General features: G+C 63.2%; 30 protein-coding genes. 22 read left to right on the forward strand and 8 right to left on the reverse strand.

Annotation, left to right across the window (positions count from 1 at the left end):
• The 13 genes from M2281_RS19825 to M2281_RS19885 all read left to right on the forward strand — a co-directional run bounded on the left by M2281_RS19825 (position 1) and on the right by M2281_RS19885 (position 9,508).
• Entirely contained in the window at positions 1-1,047 is a 1,047-nt protein-coding gene (locus tag M2281_RS19825; RefSeq protein ID WP_280822912.1) for a flagellar hook-associated family protein, read from the forward strand.
• A gap of 11 nt (positions 1,048-1,058) precedes the next feature.
• The gene (gene flaF, locus M2281_RS19830; RefSeq protein WP_280822913.1) at positions 1,059-1,406 is read left to right on the forward strand and encodes a flagellar biosynthesis regulator FlaF; all 348 of its coding nucleotides are present in this window, start codon (positions 1,059-1,061) and stop codon (positions 1,404-1,406) included.
• On the forward strand, positions 1,403-1,840 hold the full coding sequence (gene flbT, locus M2281_RS19835) for a flagellar biosynthesis repressor FlbT (RefSeq protein ID WP_280822914.1): 438 nt from the start codon (positions 1,403-1,405) through the stop codon (positions 1,838-1,840). Before flaF ends, flbT begins: the two co-directional genes overlap by 4 nt.
• Before the next feature lie 8 nt (positions 1,841-1,848).
• On the forward strand, positions 1,849-2,259 hold the full coding sequence (flgD, locus tag M2281_RS19840; protein WP_425537760.1) for a flagellar hook assembly protein FlgD: 411 nt from the start codon (positions 1,849-1,851) through the stop codon (positions 2,257-2,259).
• Complete coding sequence (gene fliQ, locus M2281_RS19845; protein ID WP_280822916.1) at positions 2,256-2,522, forward strand: flagellar biosynthesis protein FliQ; 267 nt, start codon at positions 2,256-2,258, stop codon at positions 2,520-2,522. The genes flgD and fliQ overlap by 4 nt, the downstream gene beginning before the upstream one ends.
• Before the next feature lie 153 nt (positions 2,523-2,675).
• On the forward strand, positions 2,676-3,383 hold the full coding sequence (locus tag M2281_RS19850) for a hypothetical protein (RefSeq protein ID WP_280822917.1): 708 nt from the start codon (positions 2,676-2,678) through the stop codon (positions 3,381-3,383).
• Between the two features lie 868 nt (positions 3,384-4,251).
• Entirely contained in the window at positions 4,252-6,357 is a 2,106-nt protein-coding gene (gene flhA / locus M2281_RS19855; protein ID WP_425537761.1) for a flagellar biosynthesis protein FlhA, read from the forward strand.
• Complete coding sequence (gene fliR / locus M2281_RS19860) at positions 6,354-7,106, forward strand: flagellar biosynthetic protein FliR (protein ID WP_280822918.1); 753 nt, start codon at positions 6,354-6,356, stop codon at positions 7,104-7,106. The genes flhA and fliR overlap by 4 nt, the downstream gene beginning before the upstream one ends.
• Positions 7,107-7,108: 2 nt before the next feature.
• Complete coding sequence (locus M2281_RS19865; RefSeq protein WP_280822919.1) at positions 7,109-7,510, forward strand: hypothetical protein; 402 nt, start codon at positions 7,109-7,111, stop codon at positions 7,508-7,510.
• Positions 7,511-7,588: 78 nt separating this feature from the next.
• Positions 7,589-8,155 carry a rod-binding protein gene (locus tag M2281_RS19870; RefSeq protein WP_280822920.1) on the forward strand — a complete coding sequence of 189 codons (567 nt, stop codon included), beginning with the start codon at positions 7,589-7,591 and terminating at the stop codon, positions 8,153-8,155.
• Positions 8,156-8,191: 36 nt separating this feature from the next.
• Positions 8,192-8,611: a hypothetical protein gene (locus tag M2281_RS19875; RefSeq protein ID WP_280822921.1), complete on the forward strand. Its 420-nt coding sequence runs from the start codon at positions 8,192-8,194 to the stop codon at positions 8,609-8,611.
• Positions 8,608-9,132: a hypothetical protein gene (locus M2281_RS19880; protein ID WP_280822922.1), complete on the forward strand. Its 525-nt coding sequence runs from the start codon at positions 8,608-8,610 to the stop codon at positions 9,130-9,132. The genes M2281_RS19875 and M2281_RS19880 overlap by 4 nt, the downstream gene beginning before the upstream one ends.
• 94 nt (positions 9,133-9,226) lie before the next feature.
• Entirely contained in the window at positions 9,227-9,508 is a 282-nt protein-coding gene (locus M2281_RS19885) for an SCP2 sterol-binding domain-containing protein (protein ID WP_280822923.1), read from the forward strand.
• Positions 9,509-9,576: 68 nt separating this feature from the next.
• Here M2281_RS19885 and M2281_RS19890 read toward each other — a convergent pair whose 3' ends face one another.
• Together M2281_RS19890 and odc2 are read right to left on the reverse strand one after the other, a co-directional pair.
• Positions 9,577-10,188, reverse strand: a complete 612-nt coding sequence (locus M2281_RS19890) for a GNAT family N-acetyltransferase (RefSeq protein ID WP_280822924.1) — start codon at positions 10,186-10,188, stop codon at positions 9,577-9,579.
• 125 nt (positions 10,189-10,313) lie between these two features.
• A complete protein-coding gene (gene odc2 / locus M2281_RS19895) occupies positions 10,314-11,447 on the reverse strand; it encodes an ornithine/lysine decarboxylase (protein ID WP_280822925.1) in 1,134 nt (377 codons plus the stop codon).
• Between the two features lie 544 nt (positions 11,448-11,991).
• Between odc2 and M2281_RS19900 the strand changes: the two genes are divergently transcribed.
• From M2281_RS19900 to M2281_RS19915, 4 genes are all read left to right on the forward strand, one after another.
• Positions 11,992-13,194, forward strand: coding sequence for an amidase (locus tag M2281_RS19900; protein ID WP_280822926.1), 1,203 nt, complete (start codon positions 11,992-11,994; stop codon positions 13,192-13,194).
• A 4-nt stretch (positions 13,195-13,198) separates the two neighbouring features.
• Positions 13,199-14,089, forward strand: a complete 891-nt coding sequence (locus tag M2281_RS19905) for a LysR family transcriptional regulator (RefSeq protein ID WP_280822927.1) — start codon at positions 13,199-13,201, stop codon at positions 14,087-14,089.
• Between the two features lie 200 nt (positions 14,090-14,289).
• Positions 14,290-14,943: a DUF1007 family protein gene (locus M2281_RS19910; RefSeq protein ID WP_425537771.1), complete on the forward strand. Its 654-nt coding sequence runs from the start codon at positions 14,290-14,292 to the stop codon at positions 14,941-14,943.
• On the forward strand, positions 14,940-16,148 hold the full coding sequence (locus tag M2281_RS19915) for a nickel/cobalt transporter (RefSeq protein ID WP_425537772.1): 1,209 nt from the start codon (positions 14,940-14,942) through the stop codon (positions 16,146-16,148). Before M2281_RS19910 ends, M2281_RS19915 begins: the two co-directional genes overlap by 4 nt.
• A 168-nt stretch (positions 16,149-16,316) precedes the next feature.
• Here M2281_RS19915 and M2281_RS19920 read toward each other — a convergent pair whose 3' ends face one another.
• Together M2281_RS19920 and M2281_RS19925 are read right to left on the reverse strand one after the other, a co-directional pair.
• Positions 16,317-16,529: a hypothetical protein gene (locus M2281_RS19920; RefSeq protein WP_280822929.1), complete on the reverse strand. Its 213-nt coding sequence runs from the start codon at positions 16,527-16,529 to the stop codon at positions 16,317-16,319.
• Positions 16,530-16,574: 45 nt separating this feature from the next.
• Complete coding sequence (locus M2281_RS19925; protein WP_280822930.1) at positions 16,575-16,895, reverse strand: hypothetical protein; 321 nt, start codon at positions 16,893-16,895, stop codon at positions 16,575-16,577.
• A gap of 179 nt (positions 16,896-17,074) precedes the next feature.
• On the opposite strand from M2281_RS19925, the gene M2281_RS19930 reads away from it, so the two are divergent.
• Both M2281_RS19930 and M2281_RS19935 read left to right on the forward strand, forming a co-directional pair.
• A complete protein-coding gene (locus M2281_RS19930) occupies positions 17,075-17,791 on the forward strand; it encodes a response regulator transcription factor (protein ID WP_280822931.1) in 717 nt (238 codons plus the stop codon).
• Positions 17,788-19,218, forward strand: a complete 1,431-nt coding sequence (locus tag M2281_RS19935; RefSeq protein ID WP_280822932.1) for an ATP-binding protein — start codon at positions 17,788-17,790, stop codon at positions 19,216-19,218. Before M2281_RS19930 ends, M2281_RS19935 begins: the two co-directional genes overlap by 4 nt.
• Before the next feature lie 14 nt (positions 19,219-19,232).
• Here the strand turns inward: M2281_RS19935 and M2281_RS19940 are convergent, their stop codons facing one another.
• Together M2281_RS19940 and M2281_RS19945 are read right to left on the reverse strand one after the other, a co-directional pair.
• Positions 19,233-19,439, reverse strand: coding sequence for a hypothetical protein (locus M2281_RS19940; protein WP_280822933.1), 207 nt, complete (start codon positions 19,437-19,439; stop codon positions 19,233-19,235).
• A gap of 40 nt (positions 19,440-19,479) precedes the next feature.
• Positions 19,480-20,166, reverse strand: a complete 687-nt coding sequence (locus tag M2281_RS19945; RefSeq protein ID WP_280822934.1) for a GNAT family N-acetyltransferase — start codon at positions 20,164-20,166, stop codon at positions 19,480-19,482.
• A gap of 85 nt (positions 20,167-20,251) precedes the next feature.
• Between M2281_RS19945 and M2281_RS19950 the strand changes: the two genes are divergently transcribed.
• On the forward strand, positions 20,252-21,448 hold the full coding sequence (locus M2281_RS19950; protein WP_280822935.1) for a pyridoxal phosphate-dependent aminotransferase: 1,197 nt from the start codon (positions 20,252-20,254) through the stop codon (positions 21,446-21,448).
• 51 nt (positions 21,449-21,499) lie between these two features.
• On the opposite strand, the gene M2281_RS19955 is transcribed toward M2281_RS19950, so the two are convergent.
• On the reverse strand, positions 21,500-22,087 hold the full coding sequence (locus M2281_RS19955) for an IMPACT family protein (RefSeq protein WP_280822936.1): 588 nt from the start codon (positions 22,085-22,087) through the stop codon (positions 21,500-21,502).
• 175 nt (positions 22,088-22,262) lie between these two features.
• Between M2281_RS19955 and M2281_RS19960 the strand changes: the two genes are divergently transcribed.
• Entirely contained in the window at positions 22,263-22,706 is a 444-nt protein-coding gene (locus M2281_RS19960) for a YybH family protein (RefSeq protein WP_280822937.1), read from the forward strand.
• Between the two features lie 87 nt (positions 22,707-22,793).
• Positions 22,794-23,519: a glutathione S-transferase family protein gene (locus tag M2281_RS19965; RefSeq protein WP_280822938.1), complete on the forward strand. Its 726-nt coding sequence runs from the start codon at positions 22,794-22,796 to the stop codon at positions 23,517-23,519.
• 9 nt (positions 23,520-23,528) lie between these two features.
• On the opposite strand, the gene M2281_RS19970 is transcribed toward M2281_RS19965, so the two are convergent.
• Complete coding sequence (locus M2281_RS19970; RefSeq protein ID WP_280822939.1) at positions 23,529-23,987, reverse strand: YbaK/EbsC family protein; 459 nt, start codon at positions 23,985-23,987, stop codon at positions 23,529-23,531.
• Positions 23,988-24,127: the final 140 nt, after the last annotated feature.

Consider the following 24,127-nt stretch of genomic DNA (forward strand, 5'->3'; position numbering starts at 1 on the left):
ATGAAAGCCAGTTCCGTTTCCACCGCCGCCATATCGGAGGCCATGCGCTACTCGCTGATGAAGACGCAGGCATCTCTCGTCAAGGCACAGAAGGAGCAGTCGACCGGCTTCTACGCCGACAAGGGCCTGGCGCTCGGTGCGCGCACTTCCCAGTCGGTGACCTTCAATCGCGAACTGGAGCGGATAAAGGGCATCATCGACTCCAACTCGATGGCCACAGCGCGGCTGTCGGCCACTCAACAAGCATTGAGCGGGATCGAAAACGCTGCGCAAACCTTCCTGTCGGCACTGGGCACGGCTGTCTCCGGCGACTCCCAGTCGGCCATGACCCAGAACATAGCCAGGGACACGCTGGGAAGCATGAGCTCGCTGCTCAATTCCAGCCTCAACGGCGAATACCTGTTTGCAGGCATCAATACGGACGTGAAGCCGATCAGCGACTTTTCGGACCCGTCCACGGCTGGCGTAACCGCCTTCCAAAACGCCTTCGTCGCGAAGTTTGGCTTCTCGATGTCCGATCCGCAGGCCGCTTCGATCTCCGCGACGGACATGGACGACTTCATCACCAACAACGTCGAGCCAATGTTCCTCGGGGCCGGCTGGAGCGACTGGTCGAGCGCCTCGGACCAGCCGATTGTCGGTCGCATTGCGCTCAATGAAACGACGGAAACCTCGGTCAGCGCCAACAATGCCGGCGTTCGCAAACTGGCAATGGCTGGTGTCGTTATCGAACAGCTGATGTCGGCCAACCTCAGCACCGGCGTCCGCCAGTCGCTGATCAAGCGCACCGTCTCCGTCGTTGGCGAAGCCATGGGCGACCTTGCCAACCTGCGCTCGGTGACCGGCATTGCCGAAAAACGCGTATCAGATGCCAGCGACCGCATGGATCAGCAGAGCACGCTCCTTGAGAAGCATATCCTAAAGACCGAGGGCGTCGATCCCTACGAAGCTGCGACGCGCGTCTCCGACCTGCTGTCGCACATCGAAACGGCTTACGCGCTGACTGCGCGCATGCAGCAGCTGAGCCTGCTCAAATATCTGAGTTGATCGGGAGCATCATGTACCAATTCTCCTACGCCGACATTCAGCACGACTCGGTAGCCGACGCTAAGGATCGCGAGAAGCAGCTTCTCGGCCGGTCGATCGACCTGCTGATGGCGGCGCGCACCGTCGGCACCAACTCGATGGAAGCGATAGAGGCGCTGCAGTTCACCAACCGCCTGTGGACCACCTTCATCGACGATCTCGGCAGCCCGGAGAATGGACTGCCGCCCGAGCTGCGCGCCAATCTGATCTCGATCGGCCTTTGGTTGCTTCGTGAAGCCGAAGAAGTGCGCCAGGGGCGCTCCGACAACTTCGAGGGTCTGATCGAGGTTTCGCAGATAATCCACGACGGCATTCAATGAAAAGCACGCTGAAGATCTCGTTGAAGCCCAACGAGAAAATCTACATCAACGGCGCCGTCATCAAGGTCGACCGCAAGGTCACGATGGAGCTGCTGAACGACGTGCAGTTCCTGCTTGAAAGCCATGTGCTGCAGCCCGAGGACGCCTCGACGCCCCTGCGCCAGCTCTATTTCATGCTCCAGGTCATGCTGATGGACCCCGCCGGCGCATCCGCTGCGCGCACGCTGTTCCGCCAGTCGCTGCCCCGGACCCTGGCCAGCTTCGAGGATCAGGAGATTCGTGCGGGCCTGAAGCAGATCGACCGCATGGTCGGCGAGGACCGCATCTACGAAGCGCTGAAGACGCTGCGTACGCTCTACCGCCTCGAGGAAAATGCCCTCTCGAACGATGCTGCCCCGGCGCCGCAGCCGCGCCCTCTCGCCGTAGGAGAATAGCAATGGCCATGACTGTACCCCCCGTCGGCACGACCAACACCGGCAATTCCACCGATGCGACCTCGAAGACGGCCGTCGACTACCAGTCGTTCCTGCGCCTCCTCGTCGCCGAGATGAAGAACCAGGACCCGACCAAGCCGATGGATTCGACGCAGTACGTCGCCCAGCTGGCTTCCTTCTCGCAGGTCGAGCAGTCGGTGCAGATCAACAACAAGCTGAACGAGCTTCTGACGTCCCAGACCATATCGCAGGCCGACGCCCTCATCGGACGGACGATCACCTCGGCCGACGGCACGGTGACCGGCGAGGTCGCTTCCGTAAAGCTTTACTCCGACGGCATCGTCGCGGTCCTCAAGGACGGCACCCAGGTCGTCGTCGGCCCCGGCATCACCGTCCAGCCGACGCCCGTGGAAGCATGAACGAAGCAGATGCCCTCGATATCGTCCAGTATGCCATCTGGACGGTCCTGACCGCCTGCGGCCCCGCCGTGGCGGTCGCGATGGTGGTCGGCGTTGGCATCGCCCTGGTCCAGGCATTGACTCAGATCCAGGAAATCACGCTCACCTTCGTGCCGAAGATCGTCGCCATCATGCTGGTGGTGGCGTTCACCGGGCCCTTCATGGGCGCCCAGATCTCGTCCTTCGCCAACGTCATCTTCGAGCGCATCGAACACGGATTCTAAAAATCCCTGTCGCAATTTCGCCGGGACTGTGCGTAGACTGTAGCCATTGCAGACACATGTAAGGGGGGCTCAAGCAACCCGAAGGCGACGGATAGCGGTCCGCTGTCTTCCCAACGATCCTCCGGATGAAGCATTCGGAGCGGGAGGCATTGCATGTCGAAAGCTTCGCTTCTGTCCCTCGTGCTCGTGGCACCCCTCCTTGCAGCGGGCACCGCTCACGCCAAGCCCGCCCCAAAGACGCTCGATCTGCCGAGCGTTTCCGACGTCCGCATCGACAGCCCGGCCGGCGAGCTCAAGCTGACGACGACCAGCGGCGAGCCCAATCGCGCCACCATCGAGGTGCGCGAGCCTGGTTCCGGCGTCACGCCTTCCGACAAATACTTCGAAGACTGCATGGCGCTCGTCTCGGCCAATGTCGAAGGCAAGGCGCTGGTCATCTCGATCGCGCCCGCGCCGTCCTCCGAGCTTGCCAACTGCTCCTTCAAGATCGACGCCAACGTGCTACCGAAGGGCAACGTCAACATCAAGCAGAACGCGCTCGAAGCAACTCTCGACGGCGATTTCGGCTCTGTGAACACCGACACCAACGCCATCCGGATGCAGCTCGACGGGCACATCACCCAGCTCGGCATGAAGAGCCAGGCGGTCGACACCGACCTCGCCTACAAGCGGATCGACCAGAACGAAACCATCAGCATCGACAGCAAGGCGATCAACGCAGCGATGGACTTTGGCGGCGCGCCGATCAGCTATTCGGTCGAGGGCATCGCCTCGGCCATCGACAGCGAGCTCCCCAACACGCCGGGCGCCAAGCCGTCGATCAAGCTCAAGGCCGTTTCTGTTCATGCGGTCATCCGCTGACGGAACTCGGCGCGCTTCATCCCCCCTCGTGGTTCGAGGCTCCGTTCCGCTTCGCTGCGCTGCGCACCTCACCATGAGGGCTTCCGTCTGCGCCCCTCTCCTGGGTTGACGGCGTCGCTGCACCGACCTCTCGAGTTGGGGGGTATCTCCGCGCAACCGCTTCAATTGAGGGTATCGCTGTCGCTGACGACCACCTTCTAAGTTGAGGGTGTCACCGCGCCAACCGTCCTCATCCTGAGGTGCGAGCCCGGAGGGCGAGCCTCGAAGGACGCACCTGTTCATCGCCACGCCCGGTTTTCACCGTCTGGCCATTTCAAAGAACGCTCTCTTTCGAGAACTGGGAAGACGGGCGGTCGGGTAACGCGCTCATCTAAGTAGTATCTGCGGTCTCCACGACCGCCCGTTCGATGCTCTTGCCCGGTTCGTTCGCCTCCGCATTCGCGCGGCCAGCCGCTCCCTAGGCCCGGACTTGGGGGCTCATCGCCCAGCAGCGCTACCGTAGCGCCACCAGCCCGGCCATCGTCGCCCTCCACGCTCATCCGGTTCATGACCCGTGTTCCCGGTGAGGCCGATGCCACGGATTATGCGGGAAGCGAAAAAGTGGGGGATGAAAGAGGCAGTGATTTTCTGATGTAGATAATGATTTCAAATGATTAGAATTCATCGACCGCTGAATTCGTCCACATCTTGAACGCCAGGACCTTCGCCTGCGCTGCCCAATGCCCCTCTCCGGCTCGCTACGCTCACCACCTCTCCCCGCAAGCGGGGCGAGGAACCCAGGTCCTGAAGCGCCGCGTTTCCGCCCTCCCATGCTCGCGCAAGCTTGGAATCCTAAGGTCGCAGCGCCCGCACTTCGCGCCAGCGGGCAATGAGCATGGAGAAGCAAGTGGCCATCGCAGAAACAATGCCGTCGGGCAGTGCTGCCAAAAGCGGCCGCGACATCTTTTTTGCCCTCGGCATCATCGTCATCCTGTCGGTCCTGTTCCTGCCGATCCCGGCCTTCATGATCGACGTTGGCCTTGCCTTCTCCATCGCGCTGTCCGTGCTGATCCTGATGGTGTCGCTGTGGATCCAGCGGCCGCTCGAATTCTCGTCCTTCCCGACCATCCTGCTCATTGCCACGATGCTGCGCCTGTCGCTCAACATCGCCACCACCCGCATGATCCTGTCGGAAGGCAATGTCGGCACGCACGCCGCCGGCTACATCATCAGTGGCTTCTCCCAGCTCGTCATGAGCGGCGATTTCGTCATCGGCCTGATCGTCTTCCTGATCCTGATCGTCGTCAATTTCATCGTCATCACCAAGGGCGCCACCCGTATCGCGGAAGTGGGCGCGCGCTTCACCCTCGACGCCATCCCCGGCAAGCAGATGTCGATCGATGCCGATCTGTCGGCCGGCGTGATCGACGACAAGACCGCGCAGTTGCGCCGCCGCGAGCTGGAAGAGGAAAGCTCCTTCTTCGGCGCCATGGACGGTGCCTCGAAATTCGTGCGCGGCGATGCCATCGCCGGCCTCATCATCACCGCCATCAACATCGTGGGCGGCATCGCCATCGGCTATTTCCGCCATGGCATGGACATCGGCAAGGCCGGCGACGTCTTCATCAAGCTGTCGGTCGGCGACGGCCTGGTGACGCAGATCCCGGCGCTGATCGTTTCGCTCGCAGCGGGCATGCTGGTTTCCAAGGGCGGCGTGCGCGGCTCGGCCAACCAGGCCGTGTTCGGCCAGCTCGGCGCCCATCCGCGCGCGCTTTATGTGGCGGCAGTGCTGCTGACGGTGCTGGCGCTGATGCCGGGCCTTCCGCTCTTCCCCTTCATGGTGCTGGCCTGCGCCATGGCCGCGATCGGCTACGTCATTCCCCGCCGCCAGCAGGCGATGGCCGAAGAGGCCAAGGCAGCCGAGCAGCAGGTTCAGGTGGCCAAGGAAGAAGAAGAGAAGAACTCGGTCAAGGCCTCGCTCAAGACCGCCGAGATCGAGCTTCTGATCGGCAAGCAGCTTTCGACCAAGCTGCTCGTCTCGCACCAGGAACTGGCCTTCCGCATGAGCAAGATGCGCAAGAAGTTTGCCCAGCAATATGGCTTCGTGGTGCCCGAGGTTCGCCTGACCGACGATCTCAGCCTGCCCGGCAAGACCTACCAGATCAAGGTTCACGGCACGGTGGTGGCCGAGCACCAGATGCGCGTCGGCGAGGTGATGGTGCTGCTCGGCCAGCGCGATATTCCCGACGTTCCGGGCGAGGAGGTGCGCGAGCCTGCCTTCGGCATGCGCGCCTACTCGGTGCCGGAGATGTTCAGCGAGGACCTCAAGCGCGAGCAGTTCACCTTCGCCGACAACATGTCAGTGCTGCTGACGCATCTTTCGGAAGTGATCCGCAACAACCTGCCGCAGCTGCTCTCCTACAAGGACATGAAGGCGCTGCTGGAACGGCAGGACCCCGAATACCGCAAGCTGGCCGACGAGATCTGCACCCAGCACATCTCCTACCCCGGCCTGCAGGCGGTGCTGAAGCTCTTGCTTGCCGAGCGCGTCTCGATCCGCAACCTGCACCTCATCATCGAGGCCATCGCCGAAATCGCGCCGCATGTGCGCCGCACCGAGCAGATCGTCGAGCATGTGCGCGTGCGCATGGCCCAGCAGATCTGCGGTGACGTGACCGAGGGCGGCGTGCTCAAGGTGCTGCGGCTGGGCAACCGCTGGGACCTCGCCTTCCACCAGGCGCTCAAGCGCGACGCCAAGGGCGAGGTGCGCGAGTTCGACATCGACCCGCGCCAGCTCGAGGAATTCGGCCAGGAAGCCACCAAGGTCATCCGCGGGCATCTGGAGGCCGGCGAGCGCTTCGTCATCGTCACCGCGCCGGATTCGCGCCCCTATGTGCGCATGATCATCGAGCGGCTGTTCACCACGCTGCCGGTGCTCAGCCATGTCGAGATCGCCAAGGGCGTCGAGATCAAGGTGCTCGGAACCATTTCGTGAACGTCGCCCCCGAAACCGTCATTCTGGCGGCCTTCGTCGCCTTCTGCAGGATCGGCGGCTGCTTCCTGATCATGCCCGGGCTTTCGAGCGCGCGCGTGCCGATCCAGATCAGGCTGTTTGTGGCGGTCGCCGCGACCGGGGCGCTGCTGGTGCATCTTTGGGACCACATCGTGCCCTATATCGACCGCCGGCCGCAGGTGCTGGTGCCGATGATCGTGTCGGAGCTGATGATCGGCGGGCTGATCGGCGGGCTGGCGCGTCTCTACGTCATGGCGCTGCATTTCATCGGCTCGGCCATGGCGATGCTGATCGGCTACGGCGGCGCAGGCGGAACGGCCATCGAAGAATCCGAGCCGCAGGCGGCACTCGCAACAATCGTTTCCTTCTCGGCGCTGATGCTGATGTTCGTGTTCGATTTCCATCACGAGATCATCAAGGCGCTGGTGAACTCCTACGAAGTCGCCCCGCTGAACGTCTTCTTCAACCCGCGCGAGGCGCTGGTCGACGTCACCGACACGCTGTCGGAAAGCTTCTCGATCGTGCTGCGCCTGGGCAGCCCGTTCATCGCCTATGCCATACTGGTCAACCTGACCATCGGCTTCGTGAACAAGCTGGTGCCGCAGATTCCCGTCTACTTCATCTCGCTGCCCTTCGTCATCGCGGGCGGGATGTTCATCTTCTACTTCGGCGTCGGCACCATGGTCAGCCTGTTCGCCGACGGCTTTGCCACGACCACCATCGGGAGATGAGCATGACCTCGCGCAAGGAAAGGCTGGCCAAGCTGGTGAGGGTGCAGGCGCAGCTGAAGGCGCTGCACGAGACGCGCCATGCAGGCTTCCTGTCGGAAGCGGCGGCCGCCGAGAACGAGGCTGTCGAACTGGTGAACCGCTTCGACGCCGAGGGCACATTGTCGGGCATGTTCCCCGACATCTATCACCGCCGCATCGGCAAGGCGATCGCGCGAAAGCAGGAGCAGGCCCAACTTGCGCGCGATGAGGCCGAGAAGGTGGCGGTCGCCACCGCCCGCACCAACATGGTCGAACGCGCTTATCGCGAGGCGCGCCAGTGGGACGATCGCCTTACCGCCGACCGCGAAAGGCTGGAGATGATCGAGCGCAAGAGCGCTTCCGATCCCGACCCTGCCTCCCGGTAAGGTTGCCACAAGCTTACTGGTTCATGATCCCGGCTTGGTCATCGTGACCCATGAAAACCGGATAAGGGAACGTTTTCCTTGGCGATTTCTCCACCCAGCGACATTGTTCTGGACGTTGCCCGCGCCGTCGAGCCGTCGGGCATGGAAACCGCGCGCGCCGAGCTTGCCAAGCGCGGCAGCGCCGCCGCGGCCGGCATGTCGGCGACCTTCTCGGTCGGCGATGTCGGGGGCAGGTATGACAAGACCGCCCATGTGGCGGCGGCTGACGCCAAGGCGCCCGACAGCTACAAGCGCTTCGAGGCCATGGTTCTCCAGACCTTCATCCAGAACATGATGCCCAAGGAAGCCGAGAACGTTTACGGCAAGGGCATGGCCGGCGACATGTGGAAATCGATGCTCGCCGGCAAGATCGCCGACGTGATGGCCGAACGCGGCGGCATCGGCATCGCCGACAAGGTGCTCGGCGCCCACTATATGGACGGCAAGGAAAAGGTGGCCGTGGGCCCCGTTTCCGGCGGCCCCGGCAAGGCGGAGGTCGATGAGAACAGCCGGCTTTCGACAGCACTTGTGCAGCAGATGGAGATGAAGCTGACGCGCGAGATGACCGGCGACCAGGCCGCCCTGGCGGCCAAGACCAAAATCTAAGACCCGATAAACGATAATACCAAGGGACAGATCGACATGACCGAACCGAAGCCGACCGCTGAGAACCTGCCGGCACAGAGCACGCGGGCAACAGCCGCGCAAGCTGCGCGGTTAGGCAATCTGTCGGCGATCATCGGCCGCATCATCGAAGCCGTGGACGAGGAAACCGCGGCTATCCGCTCCGGCGTCGGCTTCGACCTCAAATCCGCCAATGCGCGCAAGAGCCGCTATCTCTATGAACTCACCCGCGCCACCAAGGGCATCGAGGACGGCGAGGTGCTGGCCGAACACCGCGAGAGCCTGGAAAGGCTGCGCGACCGCCTGACGGTCAACGAATCCGTGATCCGCGCGCATATGGGCGCCGTCAGCGAGGTGGCCAAGCTGATGCAGACCGTCATCCAGCGTGCCGAAGCCGACGGCACCTACTCCGAAGGTGAATTCGGTTGGGCCCGTTGATAAAATTCATCGGTGCGGCGGTCTGGATCTGCCTGGTCACGCTTGGAGCGGTGTTCTACTCGTTCAAGACGCCGCACGCCCTCACCGACCCGGGGTCTCCGCCGCCGCTTCTCGGCGGGCTGAAATATGTGAAGGCGAACGTCATCTCCGTTCCCGTCTTCAACAAGGCGAGCGTCGAAGGCTACTTCCTGGCCCGGTTGGTCTATACGGCCGACCCCAAGGAGTTGAAGAAGCTTACCGTGCCGGCCGAATCCCTGATTACCGACCAAGTCTATTCCTATCTCTACGCGAACCCAGAAATCGACTTCTCCAAGCGCGAGGATCTCGATCTCGAGGCGTTCAGGAACGGCATCCGCGACAGCATCAACGGCCGGATCGGCGAGCAGATAATCCATGACGTGATTGTCGAGCAGATCGACTTCCTGACCCGCGAGGAAACCCGCGACCGCTCGGCGCGCCGTCGCAACGAACAGGCAGACGCGGCGGCAGAAGCCGCGCCAGCGCCGGCCGAGCACCATTGACGTTTACGTCAACGAGAGGCTATACGAGTGGCAACCAGACAGGTCGCTCCAAGCGGGGCGATCGCGTCGCCTCACGAGATCAGGGAGAGTTGTCATGGGCGTTGAAGCGGTTGTCGAAAAGATCCGGTCGCGCGTTGAAAGTTCCGGTTTCGACCGTTCGGTGAAGTTCGACACCGGTGGTGACGGCGTGATCGTCATCGACGGCGCCAGCATTTCCACCACCGACGCTCCGGCCGATTGCACCATCAAGATCAGCCTCGACGATCTGGAGTCGCTGATCAGCGGCGACCTGAACCCGACGATGGCGTTCATGACCGGCAAGATCAAGGTCGAAGGTGACATGTCGGTCGCCATGTCGCTCAGCCAGATCATCTGATCCGGACAGGCATTTAGCCAGCAAAAAGCCCGGCGCTTCATCAGCGCCAGGCTTTTTCTTTTTGGGCTTCAGGCGGCTGTCTCCAGGCCGGTCGAACGCTGGCGACGCCCGGCTGCCTTCAGCACGCCGCAGGCGCCGTCGAGCGCGCCTTCGACCAGCTCCAGCGCCAGGAAGCGGTGCCGCTCATAGGGCCCCGGCATGGCGAGCGAGCCGGTCTTGTCTGCTGAGAAGCCGAAGCGCGCATAGTAAGGCGTGTCACCCACCAGCAGGATCGCCCGATGGCCGAGATTTTCGGCCTTGGCAATCGCATGGCGCATCAGGGCCGAGCCGACGCCGGCGCACTTCAGGGACGGCTCGACTGCGAGCGGACCGAGCAGCAGCGCCCGCGCGCCGCCCTCGCCGAGCCTGACATCCCAAAGCCGCACGGTGCCAATGATGGCTCCGGCCGCATCGCGCGCGACGAAAGCCAGCCCCGCCGACGGCAGACGGCCGCGGCGCAGCTTCTCCGAAGACTTGCGCCGCCGCTGCAGGCCCATGGCGAGGTCGAGCAGCGCCTCGCGCTGAACGATATCGGCCGGGGTCTCGGCGGCAATGGTGAAGGCCGCGCAGCTGCCGATCTCCCCCGTTGTGGAGGAGATCAGCGGCAAGGCCGCACCTAGTTTCTCAACGATTTGTTCCATTTCCGTGATCCTTCACAAGCGGAGGTTTTTCCACGAGCGAACCCGCCGCCCGCGACAACTTCGCTGGCGGGCAGGATGATCTGGCGGCTGCCGGGCACCTGCGAACAGGCGCCCGTAACGAGCCGTCAGATCACGTAGGATCGGAGAGGCTCGAAGCCGTTGAAGGCGACGGCCGAGTAGGTCGTCGTGTAGGCGCCGGTCCCTTCGATCAGCACCTCGTCACCGATGGTCAGCGACAGCGGCAGCGGATAAGGCGCCTTTTCGTAGAGCACGTCGGCCGAGTCACAGGTCGGGCCAGCGAGCACGCATGGCTCCACTGCATCGCCGTCACGCGGGGTGACGATCGGATAGCGGATCGCCTCGTCCATCGTCTCGGCGAGACCGCCGAATTTGCCGATGTCGAGATAGACCCAGCGCACATTGTCGTTGTCGGCCTTCTTGGAGATCAGCACGACTTCCGACTTGATGACGCCGGCATTGCCCACCATGCCGCGGCCCGGCTCGATGATCGTTTCGGGGATGCAGTTGCCAAAATGCTTCGAAAGCGCGTCGAAGATCGCCTCGCCATAGGCCTGGGCGGTCGGCACGTCCTTCAGGTAGCGCGTCGGGAAACCGCCGCCCATATTGACCATGCGAAGCGTGATGCCTTCCTGCGCCAGCTCCGAGAACACGGCCTTTGCGTCGGCCAGGGCGCGATCCCAGGCGACGAGGTCGGTCTGCTGCGAGCCGACATGGAACGACACACCATAGGCGTCGAGTTCCAGCGACTTGGCATGGCGGAGCACGGTGACGGCCATAGCCGGCACGCAGCCGAACTTGCGCGACAGCGGCCATTCGGCGCCTTCGCCATCGGTCAGCACACGGCAGAAAACGCGCGCGCCGGGGGCGGCTCGGGCGATCTTCTCGACCTCTTCGACGCAATCCACCGCAAACAGGCGAATGCCGAGCTCAAAGGCGCGCGCGATATCGCGCTCCTTCTTGATGGTGTTGCCATAGGAGATGCGGTCGGGCGTGGCGCCGGCATTCATGGCCATCTCGATCTCGGCCACCGAAGCGGTGTCGAAGCACGAGCCCTGCGAGGCGAGCAGGCGCAGGATCTCCGGCGCGGGGTTGGCCTTCACCGCGTAATAGATCTTGGAATTCGGCAGGGCCTTCTCGAAGGCACGATAATTGTCGCGCACGACGTCGAGGTCCAGAACCAGGCACGGGCCTTCGGGACGTCGGGTTGCGAGGAAATCGAGGATGCGCTGGGTTGCCATGAATCTCTCCTTGGCGCGGGTTTCCCCACGCTAAAACGAAGCTGCGGCGCGATCCCCTTCGGTCGCTTCTGCCGCTACGGACAAAGGCATGAATGCAATTCGACGAACCGGGCGGTGGAGATCCCGGAAACGCAAAAACGCTTTCACGCGGCGATGAGCTTCGTGCCTTGCGGCATTTGCTCGCTTTGTCTGCCTTGGCTTGGATTGGGAGACCCCGTTCCGCACTGCCGGCAATGAAGGTGTGCCTCTTCAGTAACCCCGATTTATGGACAATCGGCAGACACCAGAAAGGCCCGCACCGTCGTTGCTTCAAGACGTCCTCGGCTAGGCGGTTGGCCACTTAACCGACCGGGCTCGTTACTTCCCGGGTACCGTCCCGATTTCCTCGCCATTCGAGGGTCGGGGGACGCCCACAGGCACGTGCGACTTTGGGCAAGCGCGGATATAGGGTCGGGGTCTGTCACAATCAACAAAAATATTAAGGCCGCTTGTAAAATGCCGAGCGTCGAACGAAGCTGGCGCAAAGACGACGATTTGTTGAACGATGGGGCCGATGCGCGACAGCCTGAACGCTTTTCTGGACTACCCGCAAGTGGCTGTTTCCAATGCACAATCCGGCCCCTTGGCGGGGCTGGGCCTGGGTGTGAAGGACATTTACGACGTGGCTGGCTATCGCACCGGCTGTGGCAACCTCGACACCTATGCGCAAGGCTCGCCAGCCACGCGGTCCGCGCCGGCTGTGCAAGTGATTCTCGACGCCGGCGCGCATTTCCTTGGCAAGACCCAAACCGACGAATTCGCCTTCTCGCTGATGGGGCAGAACGCGCATTTTCCTCAGCCGATGAATTCGGCCGCGCCCAACCGCGTGACCGGCGGCTCGTCGTCCGGCTCAGCCGCGGCGGTGGCGGGCGGGCTCGCCGACATCGCCCTGGGATCGGACACCGGCGGCTCCATCCGCGCGCCTGCCAGCTTCTGCGGCCTGATCGGCCTCCGCATCACGCATGGCCGCATTCCGCTCGACGGGGTGATGCCGCTGGCCCCCTCTCTCGACACCGTCGGCTGGTTCGCGCGGGATATGGATGTCTATGAGGCGGTGACGGAGGTGATGCTTGCCCCCTCGTCGCACGACGAGCGGAGCGACCGGGCACGCCCTCGCCTGCTCCGCCTCGCCGCGCTGGACGAGCTCGTCTTCGGCCCGGCGGAAGCCGCCGAATACCGCCGCATGCTCTCGATCGTGACCGCCGCGCTCGGCGACGTTGAGACCGCTACGCCGCTCAGCCACAGTGGCGACGACCTCTATTGGTGCTTCCGAAAGATCCAGGCGCGCGAGGCGTGGCAGAGCCGCGGCCGCTGGATCGAAACGCATCCCGGCAGCCTCGACAGAAGCGTCGAGGACCGCTTCCGCTTCGGCCAGACGGTGGACGATGCCGCGCTGGCGCAAGCGCGGGAATACCGCGCTGGCTTCCGCGAAGAGCTGGGCGCCCTGCTGGGCAAAGACGGCTACCTCGTGCTGCCGACCGTCCCCGGCGCCGCGCCGCTCAAGAGCGAGGCGCCCGACAGCCTGCTTGCCTATCGCGAGCGTGCCTTGCGGCTTCTGTGCCTCTCCGGCCTTTCCGGCTTCCCGCAGATCTCGCTGCCGCTCGGCACGGTCGACGGCGCGCCGTTCGGGCTGTCGCTGCTGGGCCCCGCCAGCAGCGACCGTCAGCTCATTGCGCTGGGCCGGCGCATTCTCGAAACCAAGGATTGAACCAATGGACACGCTGACCCGCATGCGGGCCTTCATCGACGTGGTCGAGGCGGAGGGGTTTTCGGCCGCCGCGCGCAAGATCGGCCGCTCGAAGGCGCTGCTTTCCAAATATGTGCGCGAGCTGGAAGACGAGCTGGGCGCCCTGCTGCTCAACCGCACCACGCGCCAGTTCTCGCTCACCGAGGCCGGGCACACTTATTATAGGCGCGCTTCGGAAATCATCCGCGAGGTCGACAGCCTGGCCGATGCGGTGCGCGAATCCTCCGGCGACGTGAAGGGCCGCATCAAGCTTTCGGCGCCGCGCACCTTTGCCGATGCGCCGATCGGCCAATCGCTGATAGATTTCGCCAAGGCGCACCCCGACATCGTACTCGAAATCCAGCTCGACGACCGCTTCGTCGATCTGGTCGAGGAAGGCTTCGATCTCGCCATCCGCATCTCGCGGCTCGAAAACTCATCCCTCATCGCAAGAAGGCTGGCGCCCTTCACGGTTAGGATCTGCGCCTCGCCCGAGCTGATCGAAAAGCATGGGCGCCCGACGCGCCCGCAGGATCTTGCCGGCATGCCCTGCATCATCGACACCAACGGCCGCTGGCTGTCGAACTGGCCATTCCTCGGCGACGGCGGCGAGACGGTCAGCGTCTCGGTTGCCGGGCAGATGGAAGTGAACAGCCCGCTGGCCACGCGCGCGGCAGCACTTTCCGGCCTCGGCTATGCCATCCTGCCCGACTTTATCGCTGCACCCGACATCGAGGCGGGACGGCTGGTTCCGGTGCTGGACGACCGCATTTTGTCCGGCGGCGGCATCTTCGCGGTTTACCCGCACAGGCGTTATTTGCCGGCCAAAGTGCGCGTCTTCGTCGACTATCTGGTGCAGTGGTTCAAGCCGAAGTAGCTTGGCCGACCTTTTTCTGCTCAGTCCAACACGTATTGTAACATTCTGAAATCAAGGCTTAATTTCGTCCCGAAGCCGGCTGCGGCCTTCGGGACGACGCGTTTGGCGGCGGGCCGGTCCCAATTTCGCCGGGATTCTGTTAACGCTCGGTAATCCGAATCCCCACAGGAACGCTACCGCCTATGAACGTCAGAATGAGAATGGCGATTCTGGCCACGGCCACGGCCACCACCACCCTCCTCGCCTCGACGCTGCCGGCACGTGTTCATCCGCATGTCTTTGCCGAGGCGCGCCTCGACGTTGTCGTCAATCCCGACCACACCGTGAAATCGCTGCGTCACGTCTGGCGCTTCGACGAGCTGTTTTCCTCCACCGTGCTGATGGAGTTCGACAAGAACTCCGACCTCAAGCTCGACGATGCCGAGCTGAAGGATGTCGCGGACACGGTCTACAAGTCGCTTGCGGTATACGGCTATTTCCAGATGGTCACGCTCAACGACAAGGACGTGGAGATGAAGCCGCCGGCCAAGCTGATCGCGAATTTCGACCACGACCAACTCATCATCGCGTTCGAATCCGAGCCGAAGCAGCCGCTCAAGCTGTCCGGCAAGGTCGATTTCGGCGTCTACGACCCAACCTTCTACACCGCGATCGATTTTGTCGACGACGACAAGATGGCGGTCGAAAATCTGCCCCCGACATGCACGCGCACCGTCGTCCGTCCCGACCCGGATGAGGCGATCAAGCAGAACCAGTCCAAGCTGACGGATGCGTTCTTCAACGATCCGCAGGGCACGGACATGAGCAAGATTTTCGCCACCCGACTGGAACTCAACTGCCCAGCCCAAGGATAAAGCCCGTGAACAAGACGACCGGACGCGTGCTGCTTGCCGCCCTCATCGCGGTCTGCGTGCTTACCCAGCTTGCCCCCCACGCGCATGCGCAAAGTTCGCTCGGCATCGGTGCCAACGAGGCGACCATCCCCTCGACCGGCCTGTTTGCCCACCTGATGAACTGGATCAATGTACAGCAGCAGACGTTCTACCGTTCGCTCACCAACTCGCTGAAGGCAATGCGCCAGGACGGCAGCCAGGTGTGGATCCTGGTCGGCCTGTCGTTTGCCTACGGCATCTTCCATGCCGCCGGGCCGGGTCACGGCAAGGCGGTCATCTCCTCCTATCTGCTGGCCAACGAAGTGGCGCTGCGGCGCGGCATCATGCTGTCCTTCATCTCGGCCTTCCTGCAGGCAGGAACGGCGATCGTCATGATGGCGCTCCTGTTCCTGGTACTGCGCGGCACATCCATCTCGATGACCAACGCGACCTGGTTCCTTGAGATTGCAAGCTATGTGATGATCAGCATGTTCGGCGCATGGCTACTTTGGCAGAAGGCCTGGCCGCGCGTGCGCGGGCTGATCGGCGCCAACCCGGCTCACAGCCTCTCGGCGGCGCATGCCCACGCGCATTCGCATTCGCACGATCACCACGACCACAGCTGCAGCCATCCTTCGCATTCGCATGCGCTCGTGCATGCCAATGACGATCACCCCGCGCATGGCCATGATCATGATCATCATCATCACGATCACGGCGCTTGCGATCACCACGACCATGATCACCACCATCACGACCATTCGCACCACGATCATTCACACCATGCGCATGACCATGGCGCTGGCATGGTGTGCTCCAGCTGCGGCCACTCGCATCTGCCGGACCCGGCAATGATCTCGGGCGACAATTTCAACTGGAAGACCGCCTGGTCGGCCGTGACCGCGGTGGGCTTGCGCCCCTGCTCCGGCGCCCTGATCGTGCTGACCTTCGCCTTCCTCAACGGCCTTTGGGCCGGCGGCGTCCTGTCGGTGGTCGCCATGGCTGTCGGCACCGCCATCACGGTCTCGGCCCTCGCCATCTTGGCCGTCACGGCCAAGAACTGGGCAGTCGCCTTTGCCGGCGACGGGCGGATGGGCAACCGGGTACACGCAGCCTTCGAAATCGGCGGCGCCGGCCTGGTCCTGGTACTTGGCCTGCTGCTGCTGACGGCAAGCCTCAGCGCTTAGAGCACAGCGAACCGTTCGCTGACCCTATCAATCAAAAGGCCGCGCGGAAACGCGCGGCCTTTCTTCATGATGGCACCTGGCAAAAGAAATTCGCCCTGGTCGTGGCAGCGACCAGAGCGAATTGGGCATTTCGGCCCTATCAGCTAACCGGCTGACCGGCTTTGCCGATTAGTAAGCGGACTTTTTGGCCTCGCTCTTCTTGTGGTGCTTGTGGACCGGCTTCTTGTGATGCTTCTTTTCCTTCATCGGAGCAGGAGCATTGGTGTCCGTGGTGGCGGTCGTGCCGGCAGCGTTGGCGCTGGTGGCGGCAAACATCGGAGCCGAGAAGGCCAGAGCAACGGTCAGGCCGAGAGCCGAAATCAGGGACTTGGAGAGGGTCATAGCAGTTTCCTTTTGACAGGGGCCTGGGGGGTTGTACTCAGCCGATCAAGGTTCGATCGGTTGGACACCGAGCATCTTCAGAGCGTTGGCGTAGGCCCGTATGCCCTGTGCCTGGCGTCTGCCGGCACAGAACTTGGCGGCCTTCCGTTGAAGAGCTTTCGCTTCGGCGGCCCGTTTTGCCTCCGCGTGCTCGGTAATCGCATGGGCGAATTGCTGCTGCAGCCGATTGCATTGAACAATCCTGGAGGTCGTCCCCGCCAGGGGTTGTTCGGCCGTAGCGCCAAGCGAAAGCGCGGCGAGCAGAACGACGATCGAACTGGTCCCTAGCTTTTGCATGACGTTCCTTGAACCGGTGTGTTGCAGCATGGTCTTTATGACGGGTCGCCATGTCCCGCGTTTTTCTGCTCTGCAGCATTTTGTTTCTGGATTGTAACAGCCGCTCGCTGACCTGATTGCCCTGCTGACGGCCCAACAGAACGGTTTCAATCTGACCGTGAATGGCTCTATTCTGGCGCCGGAATTTCCCGCCAAGACGGAATGCCAATTTGAAAACCGATGCCCATATCCTGATCGTCGACGACGACAAGGAAATCCGCGACCTGCTCCAGGAGTATTTCCAGAAGCACGGGATGCGCGTCTCGGCAGCCCGCGACGAGGACGAAATGCAGGCAGCGTTGCGCCGCGCGCCGGTGGACCTGATCATCCTGGACGTGATGCTGCCCGGCAAGAGCGGGCTGGACATCTGCCGCGAGCTGCGCACGCATTCGACCGTGCCGATCATCATGCTGACCGCCGTCACCGAAACGATTGACCGCGTGCTCGGGCTGGAAATGGGCGCCGACGACTATGTGCCGAAACCCTTCGACCCGCGCGAACTGCTGGCGCGGTCGCGCGCAGTGCTGCGCCGGCGCGCCGAGCCGGGCGCCAGCTACAAGCCCATGCAGCAGATCTTCAAATTCGCCGGCTGGACGCTGGATTCCGGTCGCCGCCGACTGCTCAACCCGGATGCCGTGCGGGTCGAGCTGACGACGGCCGAGTTCAACCTGCTGCTGACGCTGGCCAAGAGCGCGCAGCGCGTGCTCAGCCGCGAACAGCTGATCGAGCTGTCGAACCAGAACGGCGATTACAGCTACGACCGCAGCGTCGACATTCTGGTCAGCCGCCTGCGCCGCAAGATGGAAGACGATCCGCGCTCGCCCAAGCTGATCCTGACCGTGCGCGGCGGCGGCTACCAGTTCGTGCCCGAGGTTTTAGCCGAATGAAGTGGCTGCTGCCCCGCTCGCTGCCTGCCTGGGTCCTGCTGATCGTCATTGCGGGTCTGTTGGCCATCCAGGTGTTGACGCTTTCGATCGTCGCCCGCGAGCGCGTGGCTTCCAACAACATCCTCGACCTGTTTCGGCTGAACGACCGGGCGCAGTCGCTGGTCAAGTTGATGTATGCGGCGACGCCGGACGATCGCAAGAAGGTGGCGGCCGGGCTTTCGGTGCCGCCCTACGTGCTGACGATGTCGGACACGCCGGCCATAACCACCACGATCCCCGACGACGACGAGATGGCCGAGATGGAGGACATCATCGTCGGGCGGCTCACGAAATACGGCGTGCAGGAAGCGCGGGTGCGGCGCGAATCCCCGGTACAGCCAGACGGTCCCGCTCACCCCCACAAACCATTGGACAGGGACGATGTCGGCAGCATCGAGCGCGAACTGCTCAATCTGGCCGCCGATTTCACCAAAAGCGACACGCTGATCGCCTCTATTCAGTTCAACGATGGGCAGTGGCTGAACTTCATCATGCCCTCCACCCCTCTCAGTCCGGTGCTGACCATCCAGAACCTGCCGCTCTTTGCGTCAGCCGCGGCGGCGGTGGTCTTGTTGTCGATCTGGCTGCTGCGACGGCTGACGGCCCCCTATCGCACGCTCGAAAGCGCGGTCGAGCGCATCGGCGAGGACCTGAAAAGCCAGCCGCTGCCCGAGGAAGGCAGCAGCGAATACAAATCTGCGGCGCGTGCCGTGAACACCATGCAGGCCAAGCTGCGCGAATATGTCGAGGATCGTGAGCTTCTGGCCGCGGCACTTGCGCATGACCTGCGAACCCCGCTGACCCGCATCCGCCTGCGGCTCGAGCTTCTGCGCAAGTCGCCGCTCAAGGCGGCGCTGATGAACAACCTCGCCGACATCGAGGCCATCTCGTCGTCCGTGCTCGACTTCGCCACGCCCAACGGCCATGAAGGCGAGCTCGAACGCATCGACTTCTGGTCGCTGGTCGACTCGATCACCGACGACAACCCCAATGTCGTCTTCGACCAGCCCAAGCCCGCGCGCGGACTGGTTTGCCTGGGCCACATCGTGCCCTTGCGCCGCTGCGTCACCAATCTGGTGGAGAATGCGATCAAATATGGCGGCACCGCGCGCCTCGGTCTTTCGCAGACGGACAGCAACATCGTGCTGACCATCGACGATGACGGCCCGGGCATACCCGCCGACCATATGGACAAGGTGTTCCGCCCCTTCACGCGCGTGGAGGGCTCACGCAACCGCCAGACCGGCGGCTTTGGCCTTGGGCTGACCATCGCCCGCAACACGGCGCGCAGCTTTGGCGGCGAGGTGACGCTTCGCAACCGCCCCGAGGGCGGCCTGCGCGTGACACTGACGCTGCCGCGCGCCCGGGATCTGCAGGCGGTCGGCTGATATTCAGGAAAGCGTCAGTCCTGCTTGCGGTTCTGGCTGCGGGCCCGCAGCCAGAAGACGATGAAGAAGCACATGATGAACGCCACCACGACGGCAACTCCCGCCACCGGGGAAATGCCGGCGGCAGCGAGCATGATAGTGGGCAGGAAATAGGCGAACAGGCCGAACCCGAGCATGATCACCAGCGCGGCGATCATTGAGTTGCGGTTGCCTGTATCCATCGTCAATTCCAATCCTGTCCGTTCACGGGCATGCCCGTGATCAAGCGTCTATTGCGGCGCGAAAATCTTCCAGCCGCTTCTTCTGCCGGCCGTCGGCGTCGTAATTATCCGGATCGAGCCAGTTCTCATAGGCGCGTTTCAGCGCAGGCCATTCACCGTCGATGACAGAATACCACGCCGTATCGCGATTCTTGCCCTTCACGACAAGGTGCTGGCGGAAAATTCCCTCGAATTTGAAACCGAAACGCTCGGCCGCCCGCTTCGACGGCTGGTTGGCGTTGTTGCACTTCCACTCGTAGCGGCGATAGCCAAGCTCGTCGAAGGCATATTGCATGAACAGGAACTGCGCCTCGGTGGCGGCGGGCTTGCGCGAGATCAGCGGCCCCCAATAGATGTTGCCGATCTCGATCACGCCGTTGGCCGGATCGATGCGCATCAAGGTCTGGCGGCCGGCAATCTCTCCGCTCGCCTTGTCGATGACGGTGAAATAGAGCGGGTCCTCGCTGGCCTTCGCCTTGTCGAGCCAAGGCTGGAAGCCTTCGCGGGTTTCCGGCGAATACTCCGGCAGCCAGCGGAAACGATCAGCGGCATCCGGCACCGACGACGCCGCAAACAGCCCGTCGCCATGTTTTGCCGGGTCGAGCGGCTCAAGCCGCACATAGCGCCCCTCGAGCACCTTCCGCTCGGGCCGCGGCCGCGGCTGCCAGTTTGTCAGATCGGTCGTCATTCGATGTTCCCTTATGATTGACTTTCGTTGCCCGAAAGCCTCACAAAAACGGAGTCCGTACAAAAGAACCACACAGGCGTGAACCATGCTCCAAACGATTGCCGCCTTCGACCGTCTCGGCGAGGAAAACGCCTTTGCCGTGCTGGCCCGCGCCACCCAGCTTGCCCATGAAGGCCGCGACATCGTCAATCTCGGCATTGGCCAGCCGGACTTCCGCACGCCAGACCACATCGTGGAAGCGGCGATCAAGGCGCTGCGCGACGGCCACCATGGCTACACGCCGGCTAACGGCCTGCTTGCCACCCGCGAAGCCGTGGTGCGGCGAACGCTCGCCACCACCGGCGTGGAAGTGTCGCCCGAGAGCGTGATGATCATGCCCGGCGGCAAGCCCACCATGTTTGCGGCGATCCTTATGTTCGGCGAGCCGGGCACCGAAATCCTCTACCCCGATCCGGGTTTTCCCATCTACCGCTCGATGATCGAGTTCACGGGTGCTGCGCCAATCCCGGTGCCGATGCGCGAAGCCAACGGCTTTGCCTTCTCGGCCGAAGAAACGCTGGCGCTGATCACGCCGAAGACGCGGCTTCTCATCCTCAACTCGCCCGCCAACCCGACCGGCGGCGTCACCCCGCGCGCCGAGATCGAAAAGCTGGTGAAGGGGCTGGAGGCGCATCCGCATGTCGCGATCCTCTCCGACGAGATCTACGACGTCATGACCTATGACGGCGAGCAGCACTGCTCGCTGCTGGAATTTCCCGAAATCCGCGACCGGCTGATCGTGCTGAACGGCTGGTCCAAGACCTGGGCGATGACCGGCTGGCGCATGGGCTGGTCGATCTGGCCGAACGGCGAGAAGGGCGCGCATCTCTACGACAAGGTGCGCAAGCTGGCCGTCAACTGCTGGTCCTGCGTCAACGCGCCGAGCCAGTGGGCTGGCGTCGCGGCCATCGACGGGCCGCAAGACGAAGTGGAGAAGATGATGCGCGCCTTCGACCGGCGCCGCAAAGTCGTGGTCGAGGGGCTGAACGCCCTGCCCGGCATTTCCTGCATCACGCACAAGGGCGCCTTCTACGCCTTCCCGAACATCGCCGGCACGGGCTGGAAATCCAAGAAGCTCGCCAGCGCGCTTCTGGAGGATGCCGGCGTGGCGCTGATCGGCGGGCCGGATTTCGGCGTGCTCGGCGAAGGCTATATCCGCCTCTCCTACGCCAATTCGGAGGAGAACATCCTGCGCGCGCTGGACCGGATCGGCAAATTCCTGGAGAGCCAGGCCGCCGCGTAGACGATTTTTTCGTCACGCCCCGCCATCACGGCAATCAGAGGCAGGACGCCCTCAGTCCGGCAGTTTGATTACCGCCCGGCCACTGGTGATGTCGGTCACCATGCGCACGATGTCCTGCACGTCCGCCTCAGGCAGCGTCACCGCAAGCTCGGCTCCGTCCGCGCCAAAAGTCTCGGCCATGATGTTTACACTCGGCCGCGCAGCCAGCCGCGCCTGCACCAGCGCGAGATCGCCGAAGCCGCAGGTGATGCTCGCCTCTATCGCGGCGACGATCGGCACTTTCGCGGCCGCGCGCAGGCAGGAGGCCGCCGTGCCGCCATAGGCGCGCACCAGCCCGCCGCTGCCGAGCAGGATGCCGCCGAACCAGCGCGTGACGACCACCGCGACATTGTCGAGCGACTGCCCGTCCAGCGCCTGCAGGATCGGCTTGCCGGCCGTGCCACTCGGTTCGCCATCGTCGTTGAAGCGATAGCTCTGTCCGATGCGCCAGGCCCAGCAATTGTGGTTGGCGGCCAGGTCGGAATGGGCGGCAATGAAATCCTTCGCCGCCGCCTCGCTCGCAATCGGCCCGGCGACGCCAAGAAAGCGGCTCTTCTTGATTTCCTGTTCGAAGGTCTCGACACGCTCAAGAGTGTACATCGGCACCGCAGGCATTGAGGTCGGCTGGTTTCATTCGTCCCTCATAGCGCTCCGATACGCACATGGCGAGGGCGCGACCATAAGGCCGACGCCGGTGACGTGCCGGACGCCACAGCAGCCCTAAATGATCTCACAGCGAACATGCGACCGGAGGCCAAAGAGGATGAAGCCGTTCGTGACCACCCTGCTCTCGTGGCAGTTGTTGAGCGCGCCGGCTTTTGCCGCTGCGGGCTCGGATGAACAAGCGATACGTGACCAATTGGATAACTGGACGAAGACCTTCAACGAGGGCCGTGCGGACGAGGTCTGTGATCTTTTCACCGACGACGTCATTGCAACGGTCCGCACCACGCCGAATGCCGGCAAGGGGGAGATCTGCAAGCGGCTGCGCAACGCACTGGCGAAAACCGACCGGAAGCTCGCCTATGCAACCAATATTCACGAGATACTGGTTTCCGGCGATCTCGCTGTGGTCCGGCTGACCTGGACCCTGACGACCGAAATGGGCGGCAAGGCTTCCATGACCACCGATGAAGGCATGGATGTGTTTCAGCGGGGTGCAGACGGCGTCTGGCGCATCCACCGCTATTTGGCATTTGCCGCCGATATGGACCACTGACGCCAGCGCCTCTTGTCGATCGAACGGACGCGGCAATATCCGCATTTGGGGGGCAGCTTCGACCCGGCCGCAACATGGAGGGATGCGATGATCACGCTCTATTCCTATCCCGAGCTCTTCGGCGTGGCCGACAACAACGGCTATGGCCTCAAGGTCTTTGCCTTCCTCAAGCTGACCGGCGTGCCTTTCACCCACCGGCACATCTTCGACGCATCGGGCGCGCCGCGCGGCCAGTTGCCCTATATCGACGACGACGGCGAGGCTATCGGTGACAGCGAAACGATCATCGCCCATCTCATCCAAAGATACGGCCTTGCCATCGACAGCGGCCTGACCCTGGCCCAGCACCATACCGACCACCTGATCACGCGCATGCTGGACGACCTTTATTGGGTCATGTCCTATTCGCGCTGGCAGGACGAGCACTATTGGCCGGCCTTCCACGATGCGCTGCTGGCGCAGCATCCGGGCCTCAGCGAAGATGCGCTGCGCAGTGCGCAGGAGTTCAATTCGATGCGATATTACTATCAGGGCATCGGGCGCTATGCGCCGGCGGATGCCTATGCGCGGGGATTGGCCGACCTGCAGGTCCTGGCCGATATCATCCCGTCGAACCGCTTTCTGCATGGGCCTGCGCCCACTACCGTGGACGCCGCGATCTACGGCTTCATCGCCAATATCTATTTCTTCCCGATCGAAACGCCGCTCAGGCAGTTCGTGGCCGCGCGCGACAACCTTATCGACCACTGCATGGCGATCCACGCCCTGGTCAGCGCCACGCCGCCGGCCGAGCAATATGCCGGCGCCCACTGACAGGAGGCGTCACTGGCAGACATCCACCCATTCGGCGGCGGTGAGGTCGGCCATGCGCTGCGGGGTGAGACGCACCGCGGCATTGGTGGCGCCGGCAGCCGGCACGACCTCGCCGAAAGCCTGCAAGCTGACATCGCAATAGACGGGCAAAGGCTGCGGCAGGCCGAACGGACAGACGCCGCCGACCGGATGGCTCGTGGCTTCCACCACCTCCTCCGCCCCCAGCATGCGGGCCTTGGCGCCAAAACGATCCTTGAACTTGCGATTGTCGAGCCGGGCGGTTCCGCTCGCCAAGATCAGCATGGTCGTATCGCCCGCCCGCAGGCAGATCGTCTTGGCGATCTGCTCCGGCGAAACCCCATGCGCTTCGGCAGCCAGCGCGACCGTCGCCGAACTCGCATCGGTGACGATCACGGCAATGTCCGGGGCATTGGCGGCGAAGAAGGCACGGACGGTTTCGAGCGACATGCCGATTGAGTAACGCGGCCGGCGGCAAGAGGCAATCCGCATCCGGACCGAACAAGATCAGCAACCGCGAGATCAAAGCCAATTTGCCACAGCGGTTTTGCTAGCTATCGCTTCGGCCGCGCTTTAATGACAGATGCGCG

Source organism: Pseudaminobacter soli (ex Li et al. 2025) (genome assembly GCF_029892515.1).
In the GTDB taxonomy this organism is placed as follows: Bacteria; Pseudomonadota; Alphaproteobacteria; order Rhizobiales; family Rhizobiaceae; genus Pseudaminobacter; species Pseudaminobacter soli_A.